Here is a 23,905-nt window from a genome sequence, read left to right as displayed (position 1 = left end):
CATCACGACCACGGGCCACAGGACCACGACACCGATCAGGAGGACGGCCGGGCCGATCCACGGCAGCGGGGCCAGCGCCTTCTTGACTCTGGTGACGACGGAAGGCGCTCTGCGTACGGCGGTTTCGGCCACGGGGCCGTCCTCCTCCTTCGGTGCTCGGACGTATCTGTGGTGCGTCAGCTCTTCTGCTGCGCGACCGCCGCTTCGGCTTCCTTCTGGAGCTGGTCCAGCACGTCCTTGGGCGACTTGCCGGAGACCGCGCTGCCCAACTGCTCCTTGATCTTGGGCGAGAGCACGTCCCACGCGACGTCGTTGAGCGGGTAGAACTTCGCCTTCGGGAGCAGGTCGATGTACGGCTTGAGGCCGGCGTTGGCGGGGTTGGCCGTCATCTTGGCCATCACCGACTTGGTCACCGGCGGGAAGCTGTACTGCTCCTGGAACTTGATCTGCTGGTCGGTACTGAAGGCGTGGTCGACGAAGGCCTTGATCTGGTCCTTCTTGCCGTTCTTCTTGAACGCCATCATCCAGTCGGCGACGCCGAGGGTCTCGTTCAGCGGACCGGTCCTGCCGGCGATCGGCGCGGTCGCGTACTTGAGGTTCGGGTAGTCCTTCTTGAGCGTGGCGATCATGGTGGGGTTGCTGTTCACCATGCCGACGCTGCCGCCGTAGAAGTCGGTGTAGACGTCCTTGCGGTTCTTGGTGCCGGGGTTGGACTCGGTCAGGCCGGTCTTGACCAGGTTGTCGTTGACCCAGTTCAGGGCCTCGACGTTCTGCGGGCTGTTGACCGTGTACTTGCCGTTGGTCTGGTAGCCGCCGCCGTTGCCCAGCGCCCAGTTCATGAACTCGCCCTGGGCCTCCTCCTTGCCCAGCGGCAGGCCGAAGGGCGTGGGCACGCCCGCGGCCTTGAGCTTGGTCGCGGCGGCCTTGAGTTCGTCCCAGGTCTTCGGCGGGTCGGTGATTCCGGCCTTGGCGAACAGGTCCGTGTTGTAGATCAATTGCCGGGTGCTTGAGGTGAAGGGAATGCCGTACTGCTTCCCCTTGACCGTCGCCGCGGGCGTGAACGACTCGACGAAGTCGGCCTTGACGGCGGGCGACATGACGTCGTCGACCGGGTAGAGCAGGTCGTCGACGACCTTGTCGGCATAACCGCCGGTCTGCAGAAGGTCGGGCATGTCGTTGTTCTGGATCATGGTCGCGACCTGCTTGTCGATGTCGTCCCAGTTGACGACCTGCAGGTTCACCTTGATGCCGGGGTACTTCGCGTTGAAACTCGAAATCACGCCGTTCCAGTACTTCTGCATGCTGCCGTCGCCGCTGCCGTAGTCCGCGACGACCAGCTTGATCGACCCGTCCTTGGGCGCACCGGCCTCACCGGAGGCGCCGGGGGTCGCCTTGTCGTCGTCCTTCTTGTCGTCCGAGCCACCACACGCCGACAGAAGCAGTGCGGCCGACAGTCCTGTCGCCGCCAATGCCATCTGGTGCCGCTTCATCGCAGTACCGCCTTCATGCCTTCGGGAAAACAGGACCGTTGGTGAGGGTTTGGTCGCGCTAAACCCATGCACTCGCTTGCGCAAAACTGTTCGCAACACGGATTTGAAGAAAACTCTTGAGCAGCATCGAGCATTTTGCGGACTCGCCGTGTCGGCAGTCAACACCTCGACGGAAGAAAGGTCTACACCAATCCTGAGATTCCGAGGAGGGGTCGAGGAAGTTTGCAGAGCAATTCGTTACCCATGCGGGACCCATCCGTGCGCGCATGCTGAGGAACCGACACAGACGGTGTCGGTTCGATCTCACGAATGGTCTATCGGGTTGGTTGGCGAACGGATATGCGAACGCCCGGGACGCGTGGTCGCACGTCCCGGGCGAACGGGTGCTTCGGGGGCGCCGGGCGGGTCCGGCGCGCGGGCTCAGACCCGGATCACCCGCACGCCCGCGTCGACGAAGGCGGCGGTGGCCTCCTCGGGTGCCGAGGTGTCGGTCACCAGCACGCCGATGCGATCCAGCGGGCAGATCCGGGCGAACGCGCGGCGCCCGAGCTTGGACGAGTCCGCGGCCACCACCACCCGACCGGCGCCGGCGGCCATCAACTGGTTGATGCTCGCCTCGCCCTCGTGGTGGGCACTCGCGCCGTGCTCGACGTCGATTGCGTCGACGCCCAGGATCGCCACGTCCAGGGCCACCTCGCGCAGGATGCCGGTGGCCAACGGGCCGATCAGTTCGTAGGACTGGGTGCGGGCCACGCCGCCGGTGACGACGATCTTCACGTGCCGCCGTACGGCCAGCTCGCCCGCGATGTTGAGCGCGTTGGTGACGATCGTGAACGCCTGCGCGTTCGAGTCGCCCTCGGTGTGCAGGTCGGCCCGGGCGACCAGGGCACGGGCCACCTCGGTCATCGTGGTGCCGCCGTTGAGCCCGATCGTCTCGCCCGGCTTGACCAGCGCCGCGGCGGCCTGCGCGATGCGCTGCTTCTCGGACGCGTGCCGGGCGGTCTTGTAGCGCAGCGGCAGGTCGTAGGAGACCGCGTGCGCGACCGCGCCGCCCCGCGTGCGGGTCAGCATCTGCTGCTGCGCGAGCTGATCCAGGTCGCGCCGGATCGTCGCGGGCGAGACATCCAGTTCCGAGGCCACGTCCTCGACCTCGAGCCGACCGTGCTTGGCCAACAGCTCGAGAAGCGCACCCCACCGCTCGTAACGGCTCACCCGTGACCTCCGCCCTGTCCGACAGCCCTGGCCGACTCGCGTCGGATCGTTCCGGACATCCTCGCGGGCGCCCCACACGTGTCGAGCGTCGGGGTTTCCGTGAGCCTGCGCTCACTGAACGATGCTGTTGCATGTTCATGTTTTCAACTGCTATCCAGTGAGCACAAACGCGCATTCACGGATCCACCCGCCCTCGGGCTCACAATCTGCCCCACCTACCAGACGCGAGACGCCGATGCCGCACGTGAACACCCCGCCGTCCGACCTGTCCGGCGCGGACTGCGTCGTCGCACTCGACGTCGGCGGTACCGACATCAAGGGCGGCGTGGTCGACGCGGGCGGCAACCTCGTCTACAGCGAGCGACGGCCCACCGGCCGCACGCACGGCCCGAACGCGGTGGTCGCGGGCATCGTCGACTTCGCCGCGGCGCTGCGCGAGCGGGCGGTGGAACTGGGCGGCGTGCCACGCGCGGCCGGGGTCGTGGTGCCGGGGATCGTGGACGACCCGGCGGGCGTCGCGGTGTGGTCGGCCAGCATCCAGTGGCGCGAGGTGCCGCTGCGCGCGCTGATCGCGGACCGGCTCGGTCTACCGGCTGCTTTGAGCCACGACGTGCGCACCGGCGCGCTGGCCGAGGGCCGGCTCGGGGCGGGTCGCGATTGCGACAACTTCCTGTTCGTGGCGATCGGCACCGGGCTCGCCTCGGTGCTCGTGTTGAACGGCCGCCCCTACCCGGGCGCGCATGGACAGGCGGGCGAGATCGGCCACATCACGGTGCGGCCGGGCGGTGGCAGGTGTACGTGCGGTGCGGTCGGCTGTCTGGAGGCGCACTTCTCCGGGCCCGCCATCGCGCACGCGTTCGCCGAGGCCGCGCCGGGTGACGATCCGCCGCTGAGCGCGGCCCAGGTGGTCGCCCGGGTGGCCGCCGGCGACCGGGTCGCGGCCGCCGTGTGGGGGCAGGGCCTGTCCGCGTTCGCGGACGGCCTGCTCACCGGACTCGCGCTGTACGACCCGAAGTTGCTGGTCATCGGCGGCGGTCTCTCGCTCGCCGGGGAACAGTTGTTCAACCCCCTGCGGACGCTGCTCGCCGAGCGCGCCGTGGTTCAACACGTACCGCCGCTGGTGACCGCGGCGCTCGGAGACGAGGCCGGTTGCCGAGGCGCCGGTCTGATCGCGTGGGACACCTTGGAGGTGCGCGGGTGACGGTGCTCGGCAATGCGCGAGTGGTGCTGCCCTCCGGGGTGGTCGAGGGCGCTTCGGTGGGCGTGGTCGGTGATCGCATCGCCTTCGCGGGCCCGGGCCTGCCGGCCGGTCCGGAGCCGGCGGTCGACGTCGCGGGCGGCTGGATCGTGCCCGGCTTCGTGGACATGCACGTACACGGCGGCGGGGGCGGTTCGTACACCTCCGGCGACCCGGACGAGGCGCTGCGGGTGGCCGAATTCCATCGCTCGCACGGCACCACGACCACGGTCGCGAGTCTGGTCACCGCCTCCCCCGCGGACCTGCTGCGGATCGTGACCGAGTTGGCCCCGCTCGTGCACGACGGCAGGCTGGCCGGGCTGCACCTGGAGGGCCCGTACCTGAGCGCGGCCCGCTGCGGCGCGCACGACCCGACCCAGTTGCGCGCGCCCGACCGGGACGAGGTCACCGCGCTGCTGAAGGCGGGCAGCGGCGCGATCCGGATGCTCACGCTGGCGCCCGAACTGCCCGGCGGCATCGAGTTGGTGCGCCGACTGGCGGACGAGGGGGTGATCGCCGCGGTGGGGCACACCGACGGCACCCACCGCGAGACGCGCGCGGCGCTGGCCGCGGGCGCGAGTGTGGCCACCCACCTGTTCAACGCGATGCGCAGCGTGCACCACCGCGAGCCGGGACCGGTCACCGCGCTGCTCCAGGACAGCGACGCGGTGGTCGAGTTGATCAACGACGGCGTGCACCTGCACTCCAGCGTGGTCAATCTGGCCTACGCGAGCGCCGGGCCGGATCGGGTCGCGTTCATCACCGACGCGATGGGCGCGGCGGGCATGCCGGACGGCGTGTACCCGCTGGGGGTGATGACCGTGGACGTGGTCGACGGGGTGGCCCGGCTGGCCGACGGCGACTCGATCGCGGGCAGCACGCTGACCCTGGACCGGGCGCTGCGCAACGGCGTCGCGGGCGGCCTGCCGATCGCCGACGTGGTCCGCTCGCTGTCCGCCACCCCCGCCCGGGCATTGGGCATCGCCGATCGGGTCGGCACCCTGGAGCCGGGCAAGCGGGCCGACCTGGTGGTGCTCGACGACGCGCTGCGGGTGCGCGCCGTGATGGCCGGCGGCGCGTGGGTGGACGACCGCCGCCCCTGACCGAACCGGCCGGCCGCCCCGAAGTCGGGGCGGCCGGCGCTCGGTTGGACCTGGAGGCGCGCCCGCCGGCACTCAGTTGGGCGGGTAGCGCTTTGCCCAGGAGGTATCGCCCGCCTCGGGCCCGTGCAGCGTGGTGCCCTGGGTCATCTCCATCGCGAAGTCGTCGGCCAACTCCAGGATGGCGCCCCGGCCTTCGAGCTCGGCGACCAGGTCCGCGGGCAGCACGGTGTCGCCGTGCATGGCGCCCAGCAGGTTGCCGCAGATCGACCCGGTCGAGTCGCTGTCGCCGCCGTGGTTGACCGCGAGCAGCAGTCCGGTGCGCATGTCCGGCGCCACCAGCGCGCAGTACAGACCGATCGACAGCGCCTCTTCGGCCGTCCAGCCCTGGCCCAGCGCCTCGACCCGCTCGGCCGAGGGCACGCCGGCGCGGACCGCGGCCAGCGCCGCCTCGATCGCCTGCGCCGTCTCGGCGTGCTCGGGACGGGACTTCACCAACTCCAGCGCCACCCGCACGCCCTCCTCCAGCGGCGCGCCCTGCATGACCGCGTGCACGATCACCGCGAACGCGCCCGCCGACAGATAGCCGGTGGGGTGACCGTGCGTCAGCACCGCGCACTCCACCGCGAGTTGGAAGACCAGCTCGGGACGCCAGCCGACCAACAGGCCGAACGGCGCCGAGCGCATCACCGCCCCGCACCCCTTGGAATCGGGGTTCTTCGGCCGCTCCAGCGTGCCCATCACGCTCTCGTCCTCCAGCCCGCGCAGGCACGCGGATCCGGGCGCACGCGAGCTGTACAGCCACTCCTCACGGACCAACCAGCCCTCGTCCTTGCGCTCGTCCGGCCCCCACTCGCTCTGCGTCGCCTTCCAGCGCAGATACGCTCCGTGCAGATCGGTCGGCGGATGCCAGGCGCCGGTGTCCCGGCGCACGTGCGCGCGGATCAGACCCTCCACCGTGAACAACGTCATCTGCGTGTCGTCGGTGATCGCGCCGTGCCGGTGATACGCCGTCACATACCCGACGACCCCGTCGGGCCCGTGCTGTTCGCGGATTTCCGCAAGACTGAGGAACTCGATGCCGGCGCCGAGCGCGTCACCGATCGCCCCTCCGACCAGGCACCCCCGTACTCGCGCCCGAAAGTCCTGCAGCCGGTCTCTGGACCAGAGTGCGGCCATGTGTGTACTCCCCTCCCCCGACACCCCACGGCAGCGTACCCGCGGCAAGTCACCAAGGGGTCGCACACGCGTCCGACGACCCGGTCGGGGCAGCGTCGGCGAGCGGGCACCGGCCGGCCTCCGTCGCGGTACCCGACTCCTATCCACCGCGAAGGAACGAGTATCCACCGGGACGGGACGAGTCCCGGTCCGTCTCGGGCGGGAGCGCCGCGCTCGTGGGGGCATGATCGGGTCGGAGGATAGGCTGCCGTCCCGAGGTGCAGGCCCCGACGAGTCCGGCAACCGTGTCCGGCCCGATCGATCCGCGGCGGCCCACTCGCCTCGGTGCTCGAGTCAGCCGATCCGGAAGCCGACCAACGCTCCCGGATCTCATCGAACGGGACCGCTTGGTGGACGTAATGTCGGATCATTCGGCGCACGACGTGGCGCGTTCGCCCGTGTCCGGAAAAGGATCCGCCGGCCCGGCGGTCGGCCGTGCGGATCGCCGATCGTGGTCGATCATCGGCGAACTGTGCTGTGCGGCGGCGGTTGCGGTCGCGACCAGCCTTCCGCTCCAGTACCTGATCACCCACGCCGGGCTGCCCCGGCCGCGGATCATGGTCGGACCGGACAAGTCGCAGACCCTCTCCAAGTCCTTGATCCCGTTGGAGTTCGCCAGTCTCGGTGCCCTCGCGCTGCTCGGCGCGATCGCCTTCCTGATCCTGCGCGGCGGGAAGCGGCCACTGCTGCGCACCGTGCTGACCTGGGTCTTGCTGACCGCGCTGCCGACGATCGTGCTCGCGCTGCCGCTGTACGCGACCAAGTGGTACTACGGCGGACTCGCGGGCGACAACTCGTTCCGCAGCCAGTACCTGACCCGGATGACCGACTCGCCTCGGCTGTCCGACATGAACTACGAGAACACGCCCCCGCTGTACCCCACGGGCTGGTTCTGGCTCGGCGGACGCTTCGCGAACCTGTTCGGCCTGGCGGGCTGGGAGGCCTACAAGCCGTTCACCATCCTGACCGCGGGTGTCACGGTCGCCCTCGCGTTCACGTTGTGGAGTGCGATCGTCTCCCGTCCGATGGCCATCGCGCTGAGCACCGCGACCACGCTGGTGGGATTGTCCGGGATGTCGCCGGCGGTGAACGAGGGCTACGCGTGGGTCGTCACCGCACTGGCCCCGCCGGTCGTGGTCGCCATCGCGCACATGCTGGCCCGAGGCGGCCGGGACGCCCACCGCGACCGCCGACCGAAGAACCTCGGCGTGCTCCTGGGCATCGGGGTCTTCCTCGGCATCTCCGCGCTGTTCTACACGCTGATCACCGGCTTCCTCACGCTGGTGATCCTCGGATCCGCCGTGGTCGGGCTGGTGCTCGACCGCAGGCGTTCGGCCCGGATCCCGAACCCGCGCGGCGCGCCTGCGTCCGGCTACACGCTCGGTACGGTGCTCGGCCGACTGCTGCCGATCGCGGGCGCGGCGGCGGTGCTCATCCTCCCGGTGTGGCTGCCGTACCTGCTCGAAGCGGTCCGCCAGGGGATGCCCAGGAACGCGGCGCAGCACTACCTCTTTCCCGAGGGGGCGACCTTCGCCACACCGATGTTGGACTTCACGCCGATCGGCGTGCTGTGTCTGATCGGCGTGGTCTGGTTGATCTGGGCGGTCGGAGCCGGCGACATCATCGCGCGCGGGCTCGCGATCGGCGTCGTCGGTTGCTACACGTGGTCGGTCTTCTCCTTCGCCGCGGGTGTCGCGGACACCACCCTGCTGACCTTCCGGGTGACCCCGATCCTGGAGCTCTGTCTGGCCGCCGCGGGGGTGTTCGGGCTCGCTGCCGGGCTGCGGGAGATCCGGGCCAGGGCGACCGAGCCGAGGATCGCGCGCACCGCGCTCGCCGTGGTCACCGTGCTCGCCGTGGCGTCGGGCGTCGTGGTGGCCCAGCAGTTCGCCCGCTCCGACCGGGGTTCGTTGGACCAGGCCCTGGGCGAGCCCTATCCGGACGGTCACGAGCCACGGATCCGGGACGAACCGCCGACCGGCGACACCCTCGCGGCGCTGGAACTGGATCGCATGGTCTTCCGGGCCATCGCCGATGCCACGAAGAACAAGGCGCCGAACAAGACGGTCCTGCTCACGGACAACTACCGACTGCTCGCGATAAAGCCCTACTGGGGCTTCCTGGCCTACATCCCGCAATACTCCAACCCGCTGGGCGAGTTGGACGCGCGCCAGAAGGAGGTCGCCCGTTGGGCCGCCGCCGACTCGGCACAGGATCTGATCAAGCGGATGAAGGCCAGTCCATGGCGTGCCCCGGACGTGATGCTCCTGCGCGCCGAGGCGGACGGGTACCACGCGCGCATGGTCGTCGACGCGTTCCCGATGTCGCCCGAGAACCAGTGGCGCGACGTGGTGTTCCCCAAGAAGCTCATCGACCCCGCGGTGTTCAACCTGAAGAAGGTCGGACCCTTCACCCTGGTGTCGCCGCGCTGAACCCGTACCCGTAGTGCCCGGACACGATCGCGCCCGCCGCCCCTGCGCAAGGGGGCGGCGGGCGCGATCGTCGGTCCACGGGTCGGCCGGATCAGCCCAGGATCGGGAGCATGATGCGTTCGACGTCGGCGTCGTGGCGGCGGGCCACTTCCTGGCGCTCGGGGCTCACCTCGCCGTAGGTGGTGGTGCGCTGGCGGGCTCGGCGGCCCAGGGAGGCGGCCATCGCCTCGAGTTCGGCGATGGACTTCTTGGAGCCGTTGTCGGCGCCCGCCATCCGGGAGATGGTCTCCTCCATGAGCGTGCCGCCCATGTCGTTCGCGCCGCCTTCGAGCATCAGGTTGGTGCCCTCGACGCCGAGCTTGACCCAGCTCGTCTGGATGTTGTCGATCTTGCCGTGCAGCAGGATCCGGGCCATCGCGTGCACGGCGCGGTTGTCCCGCAGGGTCGGGCCCGGGCGGGCGATGCCGGCCAGGTAGACCGGCGCGTTGGTGTGCACGAACGGCAGCGTGACGAACTCGGTGAAGCCGCCCGTCTCGTCCTGGATCCGGCCGAGCAGGCGCAAGTGGCCCAGCCAGTGCGAGGGGGTGTCCACGTGGCCGTACATCATCGTCGACGAGCTGCGGATACCCAGCTCGTGTGCGGTCTTGACCACCTCGACCCAGGTCGCGGCGGGCAGCTTGCCCTTGGTCAGGATCCAGCGCACGTCGTCGTCGAGGATCTCGGCGGCGGTGCCGGGGATGGTGTCCAGGCCCGCCTCCTTGGCGGCGGTCAGCCAGTCCCGGATGGACATCCCGGTGCGGGTCGCGCCGTTGGCCACCTCCATCGGCGAGAACGCGTGCACGTGCATGTCCGGCACCCGCTTCTTGACCTCGCGCGCGATGTCGAAGTAGGCGGTGCCGGGCAGGTCCGGGTGGATGCCGCCCTGCATGCAGACCTCGGTCGCGCCGACCGCCCACGCCTGTTCGGCCCGCTCGCCCACCTGGTCCAGGGAGAGGGTGTACGCGTCCGCGTCGGTGCGTCGCTGGGCGAACGCGCAGAATCGGCAGCCGGTGTAGCACACGTTGGTGAAGTTGATGTTCCGGTTGACGATGTAGGTGATCTCGTCACCGTTCACCTCGCGACGCAAGTCGTCCGCGATCCGGCCGAGTTCGTCCATCGCGACGCCGTCGCAGTGGAACAGCGCGAGGGCCTGGTCGTCGGTCAGCCGGGTCGGGTCGGCGGCGGCCTGGGAGAGCGCCGCCCGGACCTCCGCGTCGAGCCGGACCACCGATCCGGTGGCGGCGTCGGCGACCTGTTCGCGCAGCGACTCCCAGTCGCCGTACACGTTGTCGAAGTCGTCGCGGCGGTCGCTGGTGCGGCCGACGGTGTCGATGCTCACGTGCAGGTCGGTGCGGCCGGACGCGGCGGCGAAGATGTCCTCGGGTTCCTGCCACGGCAGGCCCTCCGGGCACTTGCCCTCGATCGCGAGCCCGGTCTCCGGGTCGGACAGCGCGCGCACGTGCGGCAACACCCGGGGGTCCACCCACGGCTCGCCGCGCAGGATCACCTCGGGGTAGACGTTGAGCCGCTCGCGCAGCGCAAAACCCGCCTCGGCGGTCCGCTCGGCGAGGAACTCGATCTGCGGCCAGGCGAGTTCGGGGTTGACGTGGTCGGGGGTGAGCGGCGATACGCCGCCCCAGTCGTCGATGCCGGCCGCGATCATCAGCGCGTACTGGTCACCGATCAGGTTCGGCGGGGCCTGAATCCGGACCTTGGGCCCGAGCACGAGCCGGGAGACGGCGATCGCGGCGGCCAGCTCGACCAGGTCGGCGTCCGGCGTCGAGCGCATCGCGGTGTCCGGCTTGGCGCGGAAGTTCTGCAGGATGATCTCCTGGATCGAGCCGTACTGCCGGGCGACCTTGCGCATCGCGAAGATCGACTCGGCCCGCTCGGTCATGTTCTCGCCGATGCCGATCAGCAGACCGGTGGTGAACGGGACGTTCGAGCGCCCGGCGTCCTCCAGCACCCGCAGGCGTACGGCCGGCTCCTTGTCCGGCGAGCCGTGATGCGGGCCGCCGGGCTCGGACCACAGTCGGGTCGCGGTGGTCTCCAGCATCATCCCCATCGACGCGCTGACCGGCTTGAGCCGCTGGAAGTCGGTCCAGGAGAGCACCCCGGGGTTGAGATGCGGCAGCAGGCCGGTCTCCTCCAACACCCGCACCGACATCGCCCGCACGTACGAGAGCGTGTCGTCGTACCCGTGCGCGTCCAGCCACTCGCGCGCCTCGGGCCAGCGGTCCTCGGGCCGGTCCCCCAGCGTGAACAGCGCTTCCTTGCAGCCGAGCGCGGCCCCCTCGCGGGCGATCTTCAGCACCTCGTCGGGGCTGAGGAACATCCCGTGGCCCTCGCGCCGGAGCTTGCCGGGGACGGTGACGAAGGTGCAGTAGTTGCAGCGGTCCCGGCACAACCGGGTCAGCGGGATGAACACTTTTCGGCTGTAGGTGATCATCCCGCCGCGGCCCACCGCCTCCAGCCCGGCGTCGCGCACGCGCGCGGCCGACCGGCTCAGGTCCGCCAGGTCCGCGTCGCGCGCGTGCAGGAGCACGGCCGCTTCCGAGACGTCGAGCATGACCCCGTCTCGGGCTCGTCGCAGCGCGCGCCGCATCGAACTCTCGGTGGGACGTCCCTCGTTGGGGGTCGGGGTCATGCGACACCTCGCTGTCGTCGCTGTTGCTCGGGCCTGATCGGCGGGCCGACCGCACCACGTACGCTCCGACCGGCCGACAAACGGGAGCCGACGCGACGCCGTCCCCCGAACAGACCAAGGGTAGGCGTGCTCGATCGAGGGCATCGGGACTCGTGTCGCACGTCACGTGGGTGGTGCGGGCTGCGACGGGTCCGGCCGCCGAACCCCGGACTGTGCCATTCGGGTGACCTTCGATCGACTCGGTCGTTGGACTGTTCGAACCAGACAAGGACCGTGCCGGTGGCCGTGGAGGGTGTCACAATCGGGGCAGGTCGGGGCGACAGGAAGGCGGTGCTACCCATGGCGGCTCTCCCCGCGCAGTCGCACGTCCAGCCCTGGACTGTGGACGAGTGGATCGCTCTCAACGAGGCATCACCGGACGGCAGCCGATACGAGCTCGTCGGGGAGCGTGCTGATGAGCCCGCCGCCATCCATGCGGCACCAGTTCGCGGGTGACCAACTCCGGATGTTCCTGCACGCTGCGGCACCACCCGACTTCATTGCGGTCACCGCGTCCGGCATCCCGATGGGGAACCAGACCGGCCTGATCCCGGACGTGCTCGTCGTCGATCGTTCCGCGCTCGCCGGCGGGATCAAGATGCCCGATCCGTCGCAGGTCCACCTGGTCGTCGAAATCGTCTCGCCGTCGACGACCACGACCGACCGCACCCTCAAGCCCGCCAAGTACGCCGCTGCCGGCATCCTGCACTTCTGGCGCTTGGAGACGGCACGATTTCGCGGACTCGGACTCGATCGACTACCGGTGCTGTTCACCTACACGCTCGACGCCGAGGGCGAGTATCAACTGACCCGCCGCCTTGCGGCGGGCACCACCACTCGGATCGAGGAATCCTTCCCCGTCGAACTCGATCCCGCCGACCTCGTCGCGTAGACCGCCCTCGCACGATCCGCCTCCACCGGGCATGGAGCGGCGGCGTACGGGAGGACCCCCGCACGCCGCCGAGTTCTCGACGGGTCAGACCGAGACGGTGACCGTGTCCTTGCCGGAGCGCAGCAGTGTGCCGTTGGCGGCACCGGTGGTCTCGCCGTCGCGGATGGTCTCCACGCCATTGACCCGGACGCTGACCACGCCGGTCGACTCGCTGGTCAGTCGGGGGCTGTCACCGGGCAGGTCGTGCATCAGCCGGGCCGGCCCGGAGCCGACGGTTGCCGGGTCGAACAGGACCAGGTCGGCGTGGAAGCCCTCGGCGATCCGACCCCGGTCCTTGAGGCCGAACAGCTCGGCGGGCTCTGTGGTGAGCATCTGCACCGCGCGCTCCAGCGAGACCAGCTTGCGGCCGCGCAGCATGTCGCCCAGGAAGCGCGTGGTGTAGGTGGCGCCGCACATCCGGTCCAGGTGCGCGCCGGCGTCCGAACCGCCCAGGATCACGTGCTCGTTGTCCCACACCTGCTGCCGCAGGTCCCATGAGGCCTGGTCGTTGTCGGTGGGCATCGGCCACAACACCGTACGCAGGTCGTCGTTGATGCAGATCTCGACGAGCGTCCAGAAGTCGTCCTGGCCGCGCTCCTTGGCGATGTCCGCGACCACCCGGCCGGACAGGCCCTCGTTCGCCTCGGAGTAGGTGTCGCCGATCACGTAGCGGCCGAAGTCGGCGAGCCGGCGGAAGACGCCCGCCTCGGGGCTGTCCGCGTTGCGCAGCATCTCCGCGCGCACCTCGGGGTCGCGCAGCTTGGCGATCCGCTCGGGCACCGGCAGGGACAGGATCGGGCCCCAGCCCGGGATCAGGTTGAGCGCGCAGTAGGTCAGGAAGGACATGTTCATCGGGACCAGGACCGGCATGGTCAGGATGACGATCCGCCCGCCGGCCTCCTTGGCCTTCTCCGACGCGTAGATCTGGCGCGGCGCGCGGTCGGGCGCGGCGGCGTCGACGGTGAGCACGTTCCAGTTCATCGGCCGGCCGGCCGTGGTGGTCATCTTGACCAGCAGGTCGATTTCCTCATCCGAGAACTTGTCCAGACAGCCGGCGACGATGACCTCGAGCTGAGTGCCCTCGTGCTTGCCGACCTCCTCGCACAGCGCCAGGATCTCGGCCGGCGTCGCGGCTCGCGAGGGAACCGGGTTGCCGTCGCCGTCGGTGTGGTTGGACTGGCCGGTGGAGAAGCCGAGCGCGCCGGCCTCCATCGCCTTGCCCAGTTCGGTCACCATCGCCGCGACCTGCTCGGGCGTGGCCTCCTTGCCGACCGAGTCGGCGCCCATCACGTAGCGGCGGATCGCGCAGTGCCCGGCCATGAAGCCGGCGTTCACCGCGATCTTGCCCTCCAGCTTGTCCAGGTACTGGGCGAAGGTCTCCCAGCTCCAGTCCACGCCGTTCTCCAGCGCGGGCAACGCCATGCCCTCGACCTTGGCCATCATCCGACGGGTGTAGTCGGCGTCCTCGGCCTTGAGCGGCGCGAGCGTGAAGCCGCAGTTGCCGCCGATGATCGTGGTCACGCCGTGGTTGACCGAGGGCGTGGCGTACGGGTCCCAGTGCAACTGGGCGTCGTAGTGGGTGTGCGGGTCGACGAACCCGGGAGCCAGGATCAGACCCTCGGCGTTCTCGGTGCTCGCGGCCTCTTCGGTTATGCCGCCGGCGGGGGTGACCGCGACGATCCGGCCGTCCCTGATGCCCACGTCACCGAGGAAGGACGGCGCGCCCGTCCCGTCGACGACGGTGGCTCCGGTGATGACGTGGTCCAGCATGGCGAAGCTCCTTCTGCCCTCGGTGTTGCCCGCGAACGCGGCCGGTCGCATGCCCGCGCATACCCGACCCCGCCCACCCACGAAACTGATGGTACGTCAGATAATCGAGGTCGCCAGGGGCCGGCGCGGGATGAGACGGGGCTCACCACAGTCATGCCTTGGCGGCATATCCCACCGGTGGATCCGCGCGGCTCGCAACGGCCTCCCGCAACCGCTCAGAAGAGCTTCACGCCCGCCATCCACCCGCCGTCGACCACGATGTGGGTGCCCGTCATGTACGAGCTGTCGGCGCTCGTCAGGAACAGCGCGGCGGAGGCGATCTCGTCCGGCTCGCCGATTCGGGCCAGAGGTATGCCGCCGAACACCTCACTCACCGGGTCCGGCTCGCCCGGCGCCGGAGTGGGTGCGGTCAGGCCCTCGATGTCGGCCGGATTGGTCATCGGCGTGCGCACGCCGCCCGGGCAGATCGCGTTCACCCGGATCCGCGGTCCGGCCTCCAGCGCGGCCACCCGGGTCATCGCGAGCACCGCGCCCTTGGTCGAGGCGTACGCGACCAGCCCCTCCATGCCGGCCAGCCCGGCATAGGACGCGATGTTCACGATCGTGCCCGGACCATCCGTCGCGCGGATCGCCGGGAGCGCGGTCTTCATGCCCAGGAACGTGCCGAGCTGGTTCACCTCGACGATCCGCAGGTATGCCGCCCGGGACATCTCCTCGATCGGGTCGAAGGCCAGGATCCCGGCGTTGTTGACCAGCCCGTCGAGCCTGCCGAACGTGTCGACCGCGGTGTGCACCGCGCGCTGCCAGTCGTCCTCGTCCGACACGTCCAGGTGTACGTAGCGGGCCGCGTCGCCGATCTCCTTCGCCGCCGCCTCGCCCGCTTCGTCGAGGATGTCGGCGAGTACGACCCGCGCGCCCTCGGCCGCGAACAGGCGGGCCTCCACCACGCCCTGCCCGCGCGCCGCACCGGTGATCAGGACCACCCTGCCGTCCAGCTTGCCCATACCGAACTTCCTTTCGGAGAACCGAGACTGATGGAACGTCAGAGCATCTGCGCGTCGGGCCGGCGGGACGAGGCCGGCACGCGGGGTCAGGACAGGTGCGGCGCGACCTCGGCGGCGAACCGGGCGATCTGGTCGAGCAACTCGGCCAGGTCCCGGCTGCGGAAGCGCACCTGGATCTGGTTCGCGCCCTGCTCGCCGTACCAGCGCAGCGACTCGGCGAGCTTGTCCGGGCTGCCGGTGAGGGTGTTCGCGCCGACATCCCAGCCGGCTTCGCCCACGTAGAGGAGCTCGGTGATCGCACCGATGTCCAGTCGCTCGTCCGCGCGGCCGAACTCCTCCTGGTAGCGCCGAAGTTCGGCCAGCTGATCGGGGTACGTCGCGCGCGGGCTGCCCTGCGGCAGCCAGCCGTCGCCGTACTTGGCGACCCGCTTGAGCGCGGCGCCGGCCGAGCCGCCGATCCAGATCGGCGGACGCGGGGTCTGCACCGGACGCGGCAGCGCGCCCATGTCGCTGACCTGCCAGCGCTCGCCCGAGAAGGTCACGTACTCGTCCCGCAGCGCGAGGTCGAGCAGTTCCAGTGCCTCGTTGAGCGCCTTGCCCCGGGTCTTGAAGTCCACCCCGAGCATCTCGAACTCGGCCTCGACGTGACCGGCGCCGGCGCCGACGATCGCGCGACCCTTGGAGATCCGGTCCAGCGTCGCGAACGCCTTGGCGGACATCATCGGATGCCGGTAGGCGAGAACCGACACGTGACTGATCAGCCGGATCCGCTCGGTGATGCCCGCGAGCCAGCCGAGCGTGGTCATCGTGTCCCACCACTCGGTGCCCATCGCACCGGCGTGGCTGCGCGGGATCGCGGTGTGGTCGCAGACCGCGATGTACGCGAAGCCGGCCCGATCGCAGGCCTGTGCGATCTCACCCAGCTCGTCCGGCCCCGAGGTCTCCTCCCATGCCTCCGCGTACAGCTTGCTCTGCGACTGGATGGGCAGCTGCATGCCGACGTGCAGGGTGCCCGGGGGCAGGATCGCGGCCATGAAAATGCCTCCGAGGGATCGAGGGAGATCGTTGGACTGTGGCGAACGCGTGTCACATACTCCGATCTAACGGGTCGTCAGACAAGGCCGAAGTACCGCTCCTGGAGGAACCGGACCGTGATCAACACCACCGACCCGAGCATCGACGAGGCCGAGGTGCGGATGCGGCTCGATGTCGAGGAGGACACCGGCATCGCGGTGCTCACGTTGTGTCGACCGGACAAGCTCAACGCGTGGAGCTGGGAGGCGACCCGACAGTTGGGCATCATGGCCGACCGGATCCGCTTCGACGAACGGGTCCGCGTGGTGTTGCTCCGAGCCGAGGGGCGCGCGTTCTGCGCGGGCATCGACGTGACCGCGCCCGGCGGTGCGATCACCGGCCGCTCCGGCGCGGAACGCACCCGCAACTACTACGAGGGCCTGCGCTGGGTGCACGAGCGCTTCCGCACCTTCGCCCGGCTGCCGCAGCCGGTGATCGCCGCCGTCCAGGGCTACTGCCTGGGCTTCGGCTTCGAACTCGCGCTGATGGCGGACATCCGGATCGCGGCCGACGACGCCCGGTTCGCGCTGCCCGAGGCGCAGATCGGTGTCGCGGTGGACGCGGGCGGCGACATCCGCATCGCCCGCGAGGCGGGCGCCGGCTGGGCCAAACTCCTGTCCCTGACCGGCCGCCGCATCGACGCCGCCCTGGCCGAACGCCTGAACCTGGTCCAGGAGGTGGTCCCGGTGGCGGACCTGGACCACACCGCCCGCACCCTGGCCGAAGAGATAGCCGCCAACGCCCCATTGGCCGTCCAGGGCATCAAACGCAGCATCGACACCTTCGCCGACGCCAACCTCGACGCGGCCCTGGGCCTCACGGCCATGTCCGCGGCCCTGACCCTGGTCTCCGAAGACTCGGTAACCGGCTACGCAGCCAAGGCAGCCCGCAAACCAGCCGAATTCGAAGGCAAATAAACCCACCCAAAAACCCCGACCGCCCCCAACCCCAAGCAACCCACCCAACACAGCACAGCCGCCCCGACCCGATCAACTCGACCCGCCCAAGTCGGCCAGACCAGGCAAGCCGGCACAACTCGACCCAACCAAGTCGGCCGGCGCAACTCGACCCGACCAACTCAGCCGACCCAATCAGCCCGGCCGGCGCTTGAGGCCAAGTAGCCCGGCCGGCGCTTGAGGCCAAACAGCCCGGCCGGCGCATGAGGCCAAACAGCCCGGCCGGCGCATGAGGCCAAACAGCCCGGCCGGCGCTTGAGGCCAAACAGCCCGGCCGGCGCTTGAGGCCACCTAGGCCGGAGGCCAGGTCACCCCAGCCCGGCCGGCGCATGAGGCCAAGCAGCCGGCCGGCACATGAGGCCAAACCCCCACCCCGCGTCAGCGGCGAACCGCCTCCTCCGCAGCCCGCGCCCGAAGCTCGAACTTCAACACCTTCCCGCCCGGATTCCGCGGCAACTCGGTGACGAACTCGACCGCCCGAGGCACCTTGTAGTTCGCCATCTCCTGCCGGCAGAACGCGATGACCTCCTCGGCCGTGACCTCCGCCCCCGGCCGCAGCAGCAGGTACGCCTTGCCCACCTCACCCATCCGCGCGTCCGGAACGCCCACCACCGCGGCCTCCGAGATCGCCGGATGCCCCGCGAGCACCGACTCGATCTCCGCCGGGTAGGCGTTAAAGCCGCCGACGATGAACATGTCCTTGATCCGGTCGGTGATCCGCAGGTTGCCGTGCTCGTCCAGCACGCCCACGTCGCCCGTGTGCAGCCAGCCGTCCGCGTCGATCGCCTTGGCGGTCTCCTCCGGGTCCTCGAAGTAGCCCTTCATCACGTTGTAACCGCGCACCCACACCTCGCCGGACTCGCCGACGGCGGTCGGCTTCCCGTCCGCGTCCACGGTGACCACCTCGACCCCGGGGATGGCCCGCCCGGACGTGGACGAGATGACCTCGGCCGAGTCGCCCTGCCGGCACATGGTGGCCGTACCGCACGACTCGGTCAGCCCGTACGCGGTGAGCACCGAGTCGAAGCCCAGTTCCTCGGCCATCCGGGTGACCAGGGACAGCGGCACCGCCGCCGCGCCGGTGACCGCCAGACGCAGCGAGGACAGGTCGTACTTGCCCGTCCCCTCGCGCGCCACCGCGTCCAGGAGCGACGTGTAGATCGTCGGCGCGCCCGGCAGCACGGTGACCTTCTCCTGCTGGATCACCGCCATCGTGGCGTCCAGGTCGAAGACCGCCTGCGGGAGCATCGTGGCGCCCTTGATCAGGCTCGCGATGATCCCGGCCTTGTACCCGAAGGTGTGGAAGAACGGGCTGACGATGAGATACCGGTCGCCCTCGGTGACACCGACCACCGACGCCCACGTGTCGAACACGCGCAGCGTCTGCGCCTGGGTGGTCATCACACCCTTGGGCTGCCCGGTGGTGCCGGAGGTGAAGATGATGTCGCCGATGTCGTCCGCGCCGACGCTCGCCTTGCGGGCGTCCACCTCGGCGGCGGTGATCCGCTCGCCGCCGGCCAGGAAGTCCGCCCACGCGACGCAGTCGTCCGGCGCGGTGTCCGCGAGCACGACCACCCGGCTCAGCTCGGGCAGGTCCGCGAAGGCCCGGCCCTCGGCCGCGCCGCCGGCCGCCTGACGGAGCATCCCGACGTAGGACGAGCCGAGGAAGGTGCCCGAGACGAACAGCAGCTTGGCGTGCGTCTTGGCCAGCACGAACTTGGCCTCGGCACCCTTGTACCGGGTGTTCATCGGCACCACGACCGCGCCCGCGGTCAACGCGCCGAGCGCGGACACGATCCAGTCCAGCGAGTTCGGCGCCCAGATGCCGACCCGGTCGCCCTTGTCCACGCCCGCCGCGACGACCGCCGCCGCGGCACGCCGGACGCGGTCCCGCAGTTCGACGTAGTCGACCCGTACATTGCCGTCCACCACGGCCTCACGGTCACCGAAGCGGTCCGCCGCGCTGTCCACGAGGGCAGGGATGCTCCCCCACTCAAGGTCCCCTTGCATGATCGCTCCCGGTGAGGCCAGAGGTTGATTGAACCTGACGGTACGTCAGATCATGGCGGCGAGGGAAGCGGCATCACGGCGATCGAGACGCAGACCACCGCGACGTGGTGGTCACCGATGATTGAGGGCTGAGGCATGCGCAAGTTCGAGACGCTGGGCTACGAGCAGGAGAACGGCGTCGCGTGGGTGACGTTGAACCGCCCGGACCGGCACAACGCGTTCGACGTCACGATGATCGACGAGCTGCACACCGTGTGGCGTGAGCTGCGCCACGACGACGACGTGCGCTGCGTGGTGCTCACCGGCGCGGGCGACAAGGCGTTCTGTACCGGCATCGACCGGGGCGTGGACATCCCACAGCCGTCGTCGCCGTACATGATGGACGACCCGATGCTCAGGATCGGGCCGAAGTTCTCCGACCTGTGGAAGCCGGTCATCATCGCGGTCAACGGGATGGCCTGCGGCGGCGCGTTCTACCTGCTCGGCGAGTGCGAGTTCGTGATCGCGGCGGAGGAGGCGACCTTCTTCGACCCGCACACCACGTACGGCATGGTCTCCGGATTCGAGTCCATGCACCTGGCCCAGCGCATGCCGCTGGGCGAGGTCATGCGGCTCACCCTGCTGGGCAACGCGGAGCGGATGAGCGCCAAACGCGCCTATGAGACCGGGCTGGTGTCGCAGGTGGTGCCCGCAGCCGAGCTCCTGGACACCGCGCGCTGGGCCGCCGAGACGATCGCCTCCTACCCGCCGCACGGCGTACAGGGCTCGGTCCGCTCGATCTGGGCCGCCCGCGACCTGACCCGCGCACAGGCGCTCACCATGGCCCCGCACATGATCGAACTGGGCAACCTGGACTGGTCCGAGCAGGCCGGCCTGTTCCAGACCCGGAGCAAGGAGTACCGGATCCGCTGAGGGCGTGCCGAGGCCCCCCGACCCGCTCGCGCGGATCGGGGGCTCGGCCGGACGACGGCCGCCCTGTTGCGTCGTCGGGCTGTGGGGCTCGAAGGGCCGGGGTGCTCGAAAGGCCGGGGCCGGAAGGCCGCGGGTCGGAAGGTCGCGGGTCGGAAGGTCGTGCGGCTCAGAAGGTGGGCGTGGTCGGGGCCGGTGACGCCCCCAGCAGGTCCGTCGCGACCCGGTCGCGGTGTGCGCCCGTGTCGCCCCACGCGCTGCACAGGGCCCACGCGCGCTTCATGAAGAGCTGGAGGTCGTGCTCCTCGGTGTAGCCGATCGCGCCGTGCACCTGGAGGCAGTTGCGGGCCGCGAGGTCGGCCGCCTCGCTCGCGTAGATCTTCGCCATCGACACGTCGCGGTCCGCCGAGGGCAGGTCGCGAGCGAGCGAGTAGGCCGCGCGCAGCACCACCGGGCGGGCGAACTCCAGCCTGATCAGCACGTTGGCCAGGTGGTGCTGGACCGACTGGTGGGTGCCGATCAGCACGCCGCGCTGGACCCGCTGCTTGGCGTAGTCCACCGTCATGTCCAGCATCCGTCGGGTCAGGCCGAGCAGTTGTGCCGCCGCGCCGAGCGCACCGCGGTTCGCCGCACGGGCCAGCGCCCGGTGGGCATCGGAGGCCACCAGAGTCTGGTCGGTCGGCCGGAAACCGACGGTGTGGAGCTTGCGGCTGCGGTCGACCGAGCGTTGTGCGGTGAGTTCGCAGTCGCCCGGCTCGACCACGTGCAGCTCGCCGTTGTCCAGCCCGATCACCAGCAGGTCGGCCGCCGCCGCCTCGACCGCGAGCCGCTGCCCCGGCAGCAGCACCGACGCGGTGGCCTGCCCCGCGGCGATCTTCGCCAACCATCCGGCGTCGGGGGCGAACTCGGCGAGCAGGCCGACCGCGACCGCCGATTCGAGCAGCGGTTCGGGTAGCGCCGCGTAGCCGGTCTCGACCAGCACGGCGGCGAGTTCCTCGTCGCCCATGCCCAGGCCGTCGTACTCCTCGGGGACCACGATGCCGGTCACGCCGACCTTGGCGAGTTCGGCCCAGCGCTCGGAGATCGCGCTGTCGGCGTCCCACGCGGCGCGTACGTGTGCGGTGGTGCACCGGTCGGCGAGGAATTCGCGGACCGTGTCGCGGAACAGTTCCTGGTCTTCGGTGTATGCGAGGCGCATCGTCGGAATCCTTCTACTTCGCTCGGGGCAGGCCGAGGATGCGTTCGGCGATCGTGTTCCGCTGGATCTCGTTGGTGCCGGCGTAGATCGGCCCGCCGAGCGCGAACAGGAAGCCGTCCAACCAGCCGCCGTCGCCGTCGTCCAGTTCGCCCGCCTCGCCGAGCAGGCGCAGCGCGGTCGCGTGCAGCTCGACGTCCATCTCGGACCAGAAGACCTTGTTGATCGAGGAGTCCGCGCCGATCGCGCCGCCCGCCTGAAGCTTGGTGACGGTGCCGAAGGTGAACAGCCGGTACGCCTCGGCGTCCATCCACGCGCGCACCACCGCGTCCCGCTCGGCCGGGCGCGGGTCCCGCCGGTACAGGTCCAGCAGCCGGTTCGCCGGTGCCACGAAGCGGCCCGGGCTGCGCAGGTTGAGCCCGCGCTCGCTGCCGGTGGTGGCGATCATGATCTTCCAGCCCTCGTTCACCCCGCCGAGCACGTCTGCGTCGGGCACGAAGACGTTGTCCAGGAAGACCTCGGCGAAGCCGGGCTCCCCGTCCAGTTGCGGGATCGGCCGCACGGTCACGCCCTCGGCGGCGAGGTCGACCATGAAGTAGGTCAGGCCGCGGTGGCGCTGCGCGTCGGGATCGGTGCGGAACAGGCCGAACAGGCGGTGTCCGTAGGTGCCCCGCGAGCTCCAGATCTTCTGCCCGTTCAGCAGCCACCCGCCGCGCTCGTCGTCCCGGTCGGCGCGCGAGCGCACGTTGGCCAGGTCGGAGCCGGCCTCCGGCTCGGACCAGCCCTGGACCCAGATCTCCTCACCGGAGGCCATCTTCGGCAGGTAGCGGTCCTGCTGCTCCTTGCTGCCGAACTCGAAGACGGTCGGCGCGAACAGGAAGATGCCGTTCTGGCTGACCCGGCCGGGGGCGCCCGCGCGGTAGTACTCCTCCTCGAAGATCAGCCATTCGGTCAGGCCGGCCTCGCGCCCGCCGTACTCCTTCGGCCAGGACACCACCGCCCAGCGCGCGTCGAAGAGCTTGCGCTCCCACGCCTGGTGGGCCGTGAAGCCCTCCCGCGTGTCCATCGACGGCAGTGGCTCGGCGGGCACGTTGGCGGCCAGCCATGCGCGCACCTCCCGGCGGAACTCCTGCTCCTGCTCGGTGAATTCGAGATCCACTGGGCGACTCCCTCGACGGGTGTGAGACCGAGGACACACAGGTCGAAACCCGGTCGGACACGGGTAGCATAACTGACGGGTCGTCAGGTTAGCTGTTGCACGCGGTGTGGCGACACCGTAAGCGGCGTGCGATCGGACACGCGGGCGGGCTTTTCGGCCCACCGGAGTGCGAGCGCGAATCGCCGGCCGAACACACGAGGATCAAGGGGGCCCCAGTGGCCGAGGCATACATCGTCGACGCGGTCCGTACGCCGGTCGGCCGCAAGAAGGGCAGCCTGGCCGGGGTGCACCCGGCCGACCTGGGCGCGCACGCGATCAAGGCGCTGGTCGAGCGCAGCGGGATCGACCCGGACGTGGTCGAGGACGTGGTGTTCGGCTGTGTCGACACGATCGGCCCGCAGGCGGGCGACATCGCGCGCACCGCGTGGCTCGCGGCGGGCTACAGCGAGGCGGTGCCCGGGGTCACCATCGACCGACAGTGCGGCTCCTCGCAGCAGGCGATCCACTTCGCGGCCCAGGGTGTGATGTCCGGGACGCAGGACGTGGTGATCGCCGGTGGCGTGCAGAACATGAACCAGATCCCGATCGGCTCGGCGATGACCTCGGCCGTGCCGCTCGGCTTCTCGGACCCGTTCTCCGGTTCCAAGGGCTGGGTGGCGCGCTACGGCGACGAGCCGGTGGACCAGTTTTACGGCGCCGAGCTGATCGCGAAGCGGTGGGACATCTCTCGCGAGGAAATGGAGCGCTTCGCGCTCGCGTCGCACGAGCGCGCCCTGCACGCGATCGACAGCGGCTTCTTCGAGCGCGAGATCGCGCCGATCGACGTGGACGGCACGCTGGTCTCGGTCGACGAGCCGCCGCGCCGGGGCACCACCTTGGAGAAGATGGCGGAGCTGAAGGTGCTGATGGAGGGCGGCCGGATGACCGCCGCCGTCGCGTCGCAGATCTCCGACGGTGCGGCGGCACTGCTGATCGTCTCCGAGGGCGCGCTGAAGCGGTACGGTCTCACCCCGCGCGCCCGGGTCCACCACATGAGCGTGCGCGGCGCGTCCCCGATCGAGATGCTCTCCGCGCCCATCCCGGCCACCGAGTACGCGTTCGCCAAGTCCGGCCTGGGCATCGACGACATCGACGCGGTCGAGATCAACGAGGCGTTCGCCCCGGTCGTGCTGTCCTGGATGAAGGACATCAAGGCCCCGCACGAGAAGGTCAACCCCAACGGCGGCGCCATCGCCCTGGGCCACCCGCTCGGCGCCACCGGCGCCCGCCTGATGACCACGCTCCTGCACCACTTGGAGCGCACCGGCGGCCGCTACGGCCTGCAGACCATGTGCGAGGGCGGCGGCCAGGCCAACGCCATGATCATCGAACGCCTGGGCTGACCCGGCGTCGGCTCGCGCGACACGCGAAGCGTGGGCTCGCGCGACACGCGAAGCGTGGGCTCGCGCGACACGCGAAACGCGAAACGCCGAAGGGCGCGAGC

The 23,905-nt window shown here is 70.2% G+C and carries 17 protein-coding genes; 7 read left to right on the top strand and 10 right to left on the bottom strand.

Translation table 11 applies throughout. From position 1 onward, the window contains the following. Positions 1-176 precede the first annotated feature (176 nt). Positions 177-1,490 carry an extracellular solute-binding protein gene (locus ACIBSV_RS26180; protein ID WP_395867022.1) on the bottom strand — a complete coding sequence of 438 codons (1,314 nt, stop codon included), beginning with the start codon at positions 1,488-1,490 and terminating at the stop codon, positions 177-179. Positions 1,491-1,910: 420 nt separating this feature from the next. Then, a complete protein-coding gene (locus ACIBSV_RS26175; protein WP_395867020.1) occupies positions 1,911-2,702 on the bottom strand; it encodes a DeoR/GlpR family DNA-binding transcription regulator in 792 nt (263 codons plus the stop codon). Between the two features lie 244 nt (positions 2,703-2,946). On the opposite strand from ACIBSV_RS26175, the gene ACIBSV_RS26170 reads away from it, so the two are divergent. Both ACIBSV_RS26170 and nagA read left to right on the top strand, forming a co-directional pair. After that, positions 2,947-3,903 carry an ROK family protein gene (locus tag ACIBSV_RS26170; RefSeq protein ID WP_395867018.1) on the top strand — a complete coding sequence of 319 codons (957 nt, stop codon included), beginning with the start codon at positions 2,947-2,949 and terminating at the stop codon, positions 3,901-3,903. After that, a complete protein-coding gene (gene nagA / locus ACIBSV_RS26165; RefSeq protein WP_395867016.1) occupies positions 3,900-5,042 on the top strand; it encodes an N-acetylglucosamine-6-phosphate deacetylase in 1,143 nt (380 codons plus the stop codon). Before ACIBSV_RS26170 ends, nagA begins: the two co-directional genes overlap by 4 nt. A gap of 72 nt (positions 5,043-5,114) precedes the next feature. Here nagA and ACIBSV_RS26160 read toward each other — a convergent pair whose 3' ends face one another. Further along, entirely contained in the window at positions 5,115-6,218 is a 1,104-nt protein-coding gene (locus ACIBSV_RS26160) for an ADP-ribosylglycohydrolase family protein (RefSeq protein WP_395867014.1), read from the bottom strand. Between the two features lie 437 nt (positions 6,219-6,655). Between ACIBSV_RS26160 and ACIBSV_RS26155 the strand changes: the two genes are divergently transcribed. Further along, the gene (locus ACIBSV_RS26155; RefSeq protein WP_395867013.1) at positions 6,656-8,689 is read left to right on the top strand and encodes an arabinofuranosyltransferase; all 2,034 of its coding nucleotides are present in this window, start codon (positions 6,656-6,658) and stop codon (positions 8,687-8,689) included. Between the two features lie 91 nt (positions 8,690-8,780). Here the strand turns inward: ACIBSV_RS26155 and ACIBSV_RS26150 are convergent, their stop codons facing one another. After that, positions 8,781-11,375, bottom strand: a complete 2,595-nt coding sequence (locus tag ACIBSV_RS26150) for a bifunctional FO biosynthesis protein CofGH (protein WP_395867011.1) — start codon at positions 11,373-11,375, stop codon at positions 8,781-8,783. Positions 11,376-11,829: 454 nt separating this feature from the next. Between ACIBSV_RS26150 and ACIBSV_RS26145 the strand changes: the two genes are divergently transcribed. Next, a complete protein-coding gene (locus ACIBSV_RS26145) occupies positions 11,830-12,306 on the top strand; it encodes a Uma2 family endonuclease (protein WP_395867010.1) in 477 nt (158 codons plus the stop codon). A gap of 84 nt (positions 12,307-12,390) precedes the next feature. Here the strand turns inward: ACIBSV_RS26145 and ACIBSV_RS26140 are convergent, their stop codons facing one another. The 3 genes from ACIBSV_RS26140 to ACIBSV_RS26130 form a co-directional block, all read right to left on the bottom strand. Continuing rightward, positions 12,391-14,166 (bottom strand): amidohydrolase family protein, encoded by a 1,776-nt coding sequence (locus tag ACIBSV_RS26140; protein WP_395867042.1) that lies wholly within the window; start codon positions 14,164-14,166, stop codon positions 12,391-12,393. A gap of 164 nt (positions 14,167-14,330) precedes the next feature. Next, positions 14,331-15,119, bottom strand: coding sequence for a glucose 1-dehydrogenase (locus ACIBSV_RS26135; protein ID WP_395867009.1), 789 nt, complete (start codon positions 15,117-15,119; stop codon positions 14,331-14,333). A gap of 86 nt (positions 15,120-15,205) precedes the next feature. After that, positions 15,206-16,153 carry a TIGR03619 family F420-dependent LLM class oxidoreductase gene (locus tag ACIBSV_RS26130; RefSeq protein ID WP_395867007.1) on the bottom strand — a complete coding sequence of 316 codons (948 nt, stop codon included), beginning with the start codon at positions 16,151-16,153 and terminating at the stop codon, positions 15,206-15,208. A 117-nt stretch (positions 16,154-16,270) separates the two neighbouring features. Between ACIBSV_RS26130 and ACIBSV_RS26125 the strand changes: the two genes are divergently transcribed. After that, entirely contained in the window at positions 16,271-17,110 is an 840-nt protein-coding gene (locus ACIBSV_RS26125; protein ID WP_395867006.1) for an enoyl-CoA hydratase/isomerase family protein, read from the top strand. 417 nt (positions 17,111-17,527) lie between these two features. Here ACIBSV_RS26125 and ACIBSV_RS26120 read toward each other — a convergent pair whose 3' ends face one another. Further along, positions 17,528-19,159, bottom strand: a complete 1,632-nt coding sequence (locus tag ACIBSV_RS26120) for a FadD3 family acyl-CoA ligase (protein WP_395867004.1) — start codon at positions 19,157-19,159, stop codon at positions 17,528-17,530. A 135-nt stretch (positions 19,160-19,294) separates the two neighbouring features. On the opposite strand from ACIBSV_RS26120, the gene ACIBSV_RS26115 reads away from it, so the two are divergent. Beyond that, entirely contained in the window at positions 19,295-20,071 is a 777-nt protein-coding gene (locus tag ACIBSV_RS26115; RefSeq protein ID WP_395867002.1) for an enoyl-CoA hydratase/isomerase family protein, read from the top strand. A gap of 166 nt (positions 20,072-20,237) precedes the next feature. On the opposite strand, the gene ACIBSV_RS26110 is transcribed toward ACIBSV_RS26115, so the two are convergent. Beyond that, positions 20,238-21,266, bottom strand: coding sequence for an acyl-CoA dehydrogenase family protein (locus ACIBSV_RS26110; protein ID WP_395867000.1), 1,029 nt, complete (start codon positions 21,264-21,266; stop codon positions 20,238-20,240). A gap of 13 nt (positions 21,267-21,279) precedes the next feature. Then, positions 21,280-22,422 carry an acyl-CoA dehydrogenase family protein gene (locus ACIBSV_RS26105; protein ID WP_395866999.1) on the bottom strand — a complete coding sequence of 381 codons (1,143 nt, stop codon included), beginning with the start codon at positions 22,420-22,422 and terminating at the stop codon, positions 21,280-21,282. A 215-nt stretch (positions 22,423-22,637) separates the two neighbouring features. On the opposite strand from ACIBSV_RS26105, the gene ACIBSV_RS26100 reads away from it, so the two are divergent. Further along, positions 22,638-23,804, top strand: coding sequence for an acetyl-CoA C-acetyltransferase (locus ACIBSV_RS26100; RefSeq protein WP_395866997.1), 1,167 nt, complete (start codon positions 22,638-22,640; stop codon positions 23,802-23,804). Positions 23,805-23,905: the final 101 nt, after the last annotated feature.

Source organism: Embleya sp. NPDC050154, from assembly GCF_044460165.1.
Lineage (GTDB): Bacteria > Actinomycetota > Actinomycetes > Streptomycetales > Streptomycetaceae > Embleya.
Note: the sequence above shows the minus strand (reverse complement) of the source record. Positions and strands in the feature narration are given on the sequence as shown.

Bases quoted from the DNA above. Each gene is read 5' to 3' on its own strand.
- ACIBSV_RS26120 (WP_395867004.1), bottom strand. From the start codon at position 19,159: ATGCAAGGGGACCTTGAGTGGGGGAGCATCCCTGCCCTCGTGGACAGC.
- ACIBSV_RS26145 (WP_395867010.1), top strand. From the start codon at position 11,830: ATGAGCCCGCCGCCATCCATGCGGCACCAGTTCGCGGGTGACCAACTC.
- ACIBSV_RS26180 (WP_395867022.1), bottom strand. From the start codon at position 1,490: ATGAAGCGGCACCAGATGGCATTGGCGGCGACAGGACTGTCGGCCGCA.
- ACIBSV_RS26150 (WP_395867011.1), bottom strand. From the start codon at position 11,375: ATGACCCCGACCCCCAACGAGGGACGTCCCACCGAGAGTTCGATGCGG.
- ACIBSV_RS26135 (WP_395867009.1), bottom strand. From the start codon at position 15,119: ATGGGCAAGCTGGACGGCAGGGTGGTCCTGATCACCGGTGCGGCGCGC.
- ACIBSV_RS26110 (WP_395867000.1), bottom strand. From the start codon at position 21,266: ATGCGCCTCGCATACACCGAAGACCAGGAACTGTTCCGCGACACGGTC.
- ACIBSV_RS26160 (WP_395867014.1), bottom strand. From the start codon at position 6,218: ATGGCCGCACTCTGGTCCAGAGACCGGCTGCAGGACTTTCGGGCGCGA.
- ACIBSV_RS26115 (WP_395867002.1), top strand. From the start codon at position 19,295: ATGCGCAAGTTCGAGACGCTGGGCTACGAGCAGGAGAACGGCGTCGCG.
- ACIBSV_RS26130 (WP_395867007.1), bottom strand. From the start codon at position 16,153: ATGGCCGCGATCCTGCCCCCGGGCACCCTGCACGTCGGCATGCAGCTG.
- ACIBSV_RS26140 (WP_395867042.1), bottom strand. From the start codon at position 14,166: ATGCGACCGGCCGCGTTCGCGGGCAACACCGAGGGCAGAAGGAGCTTC.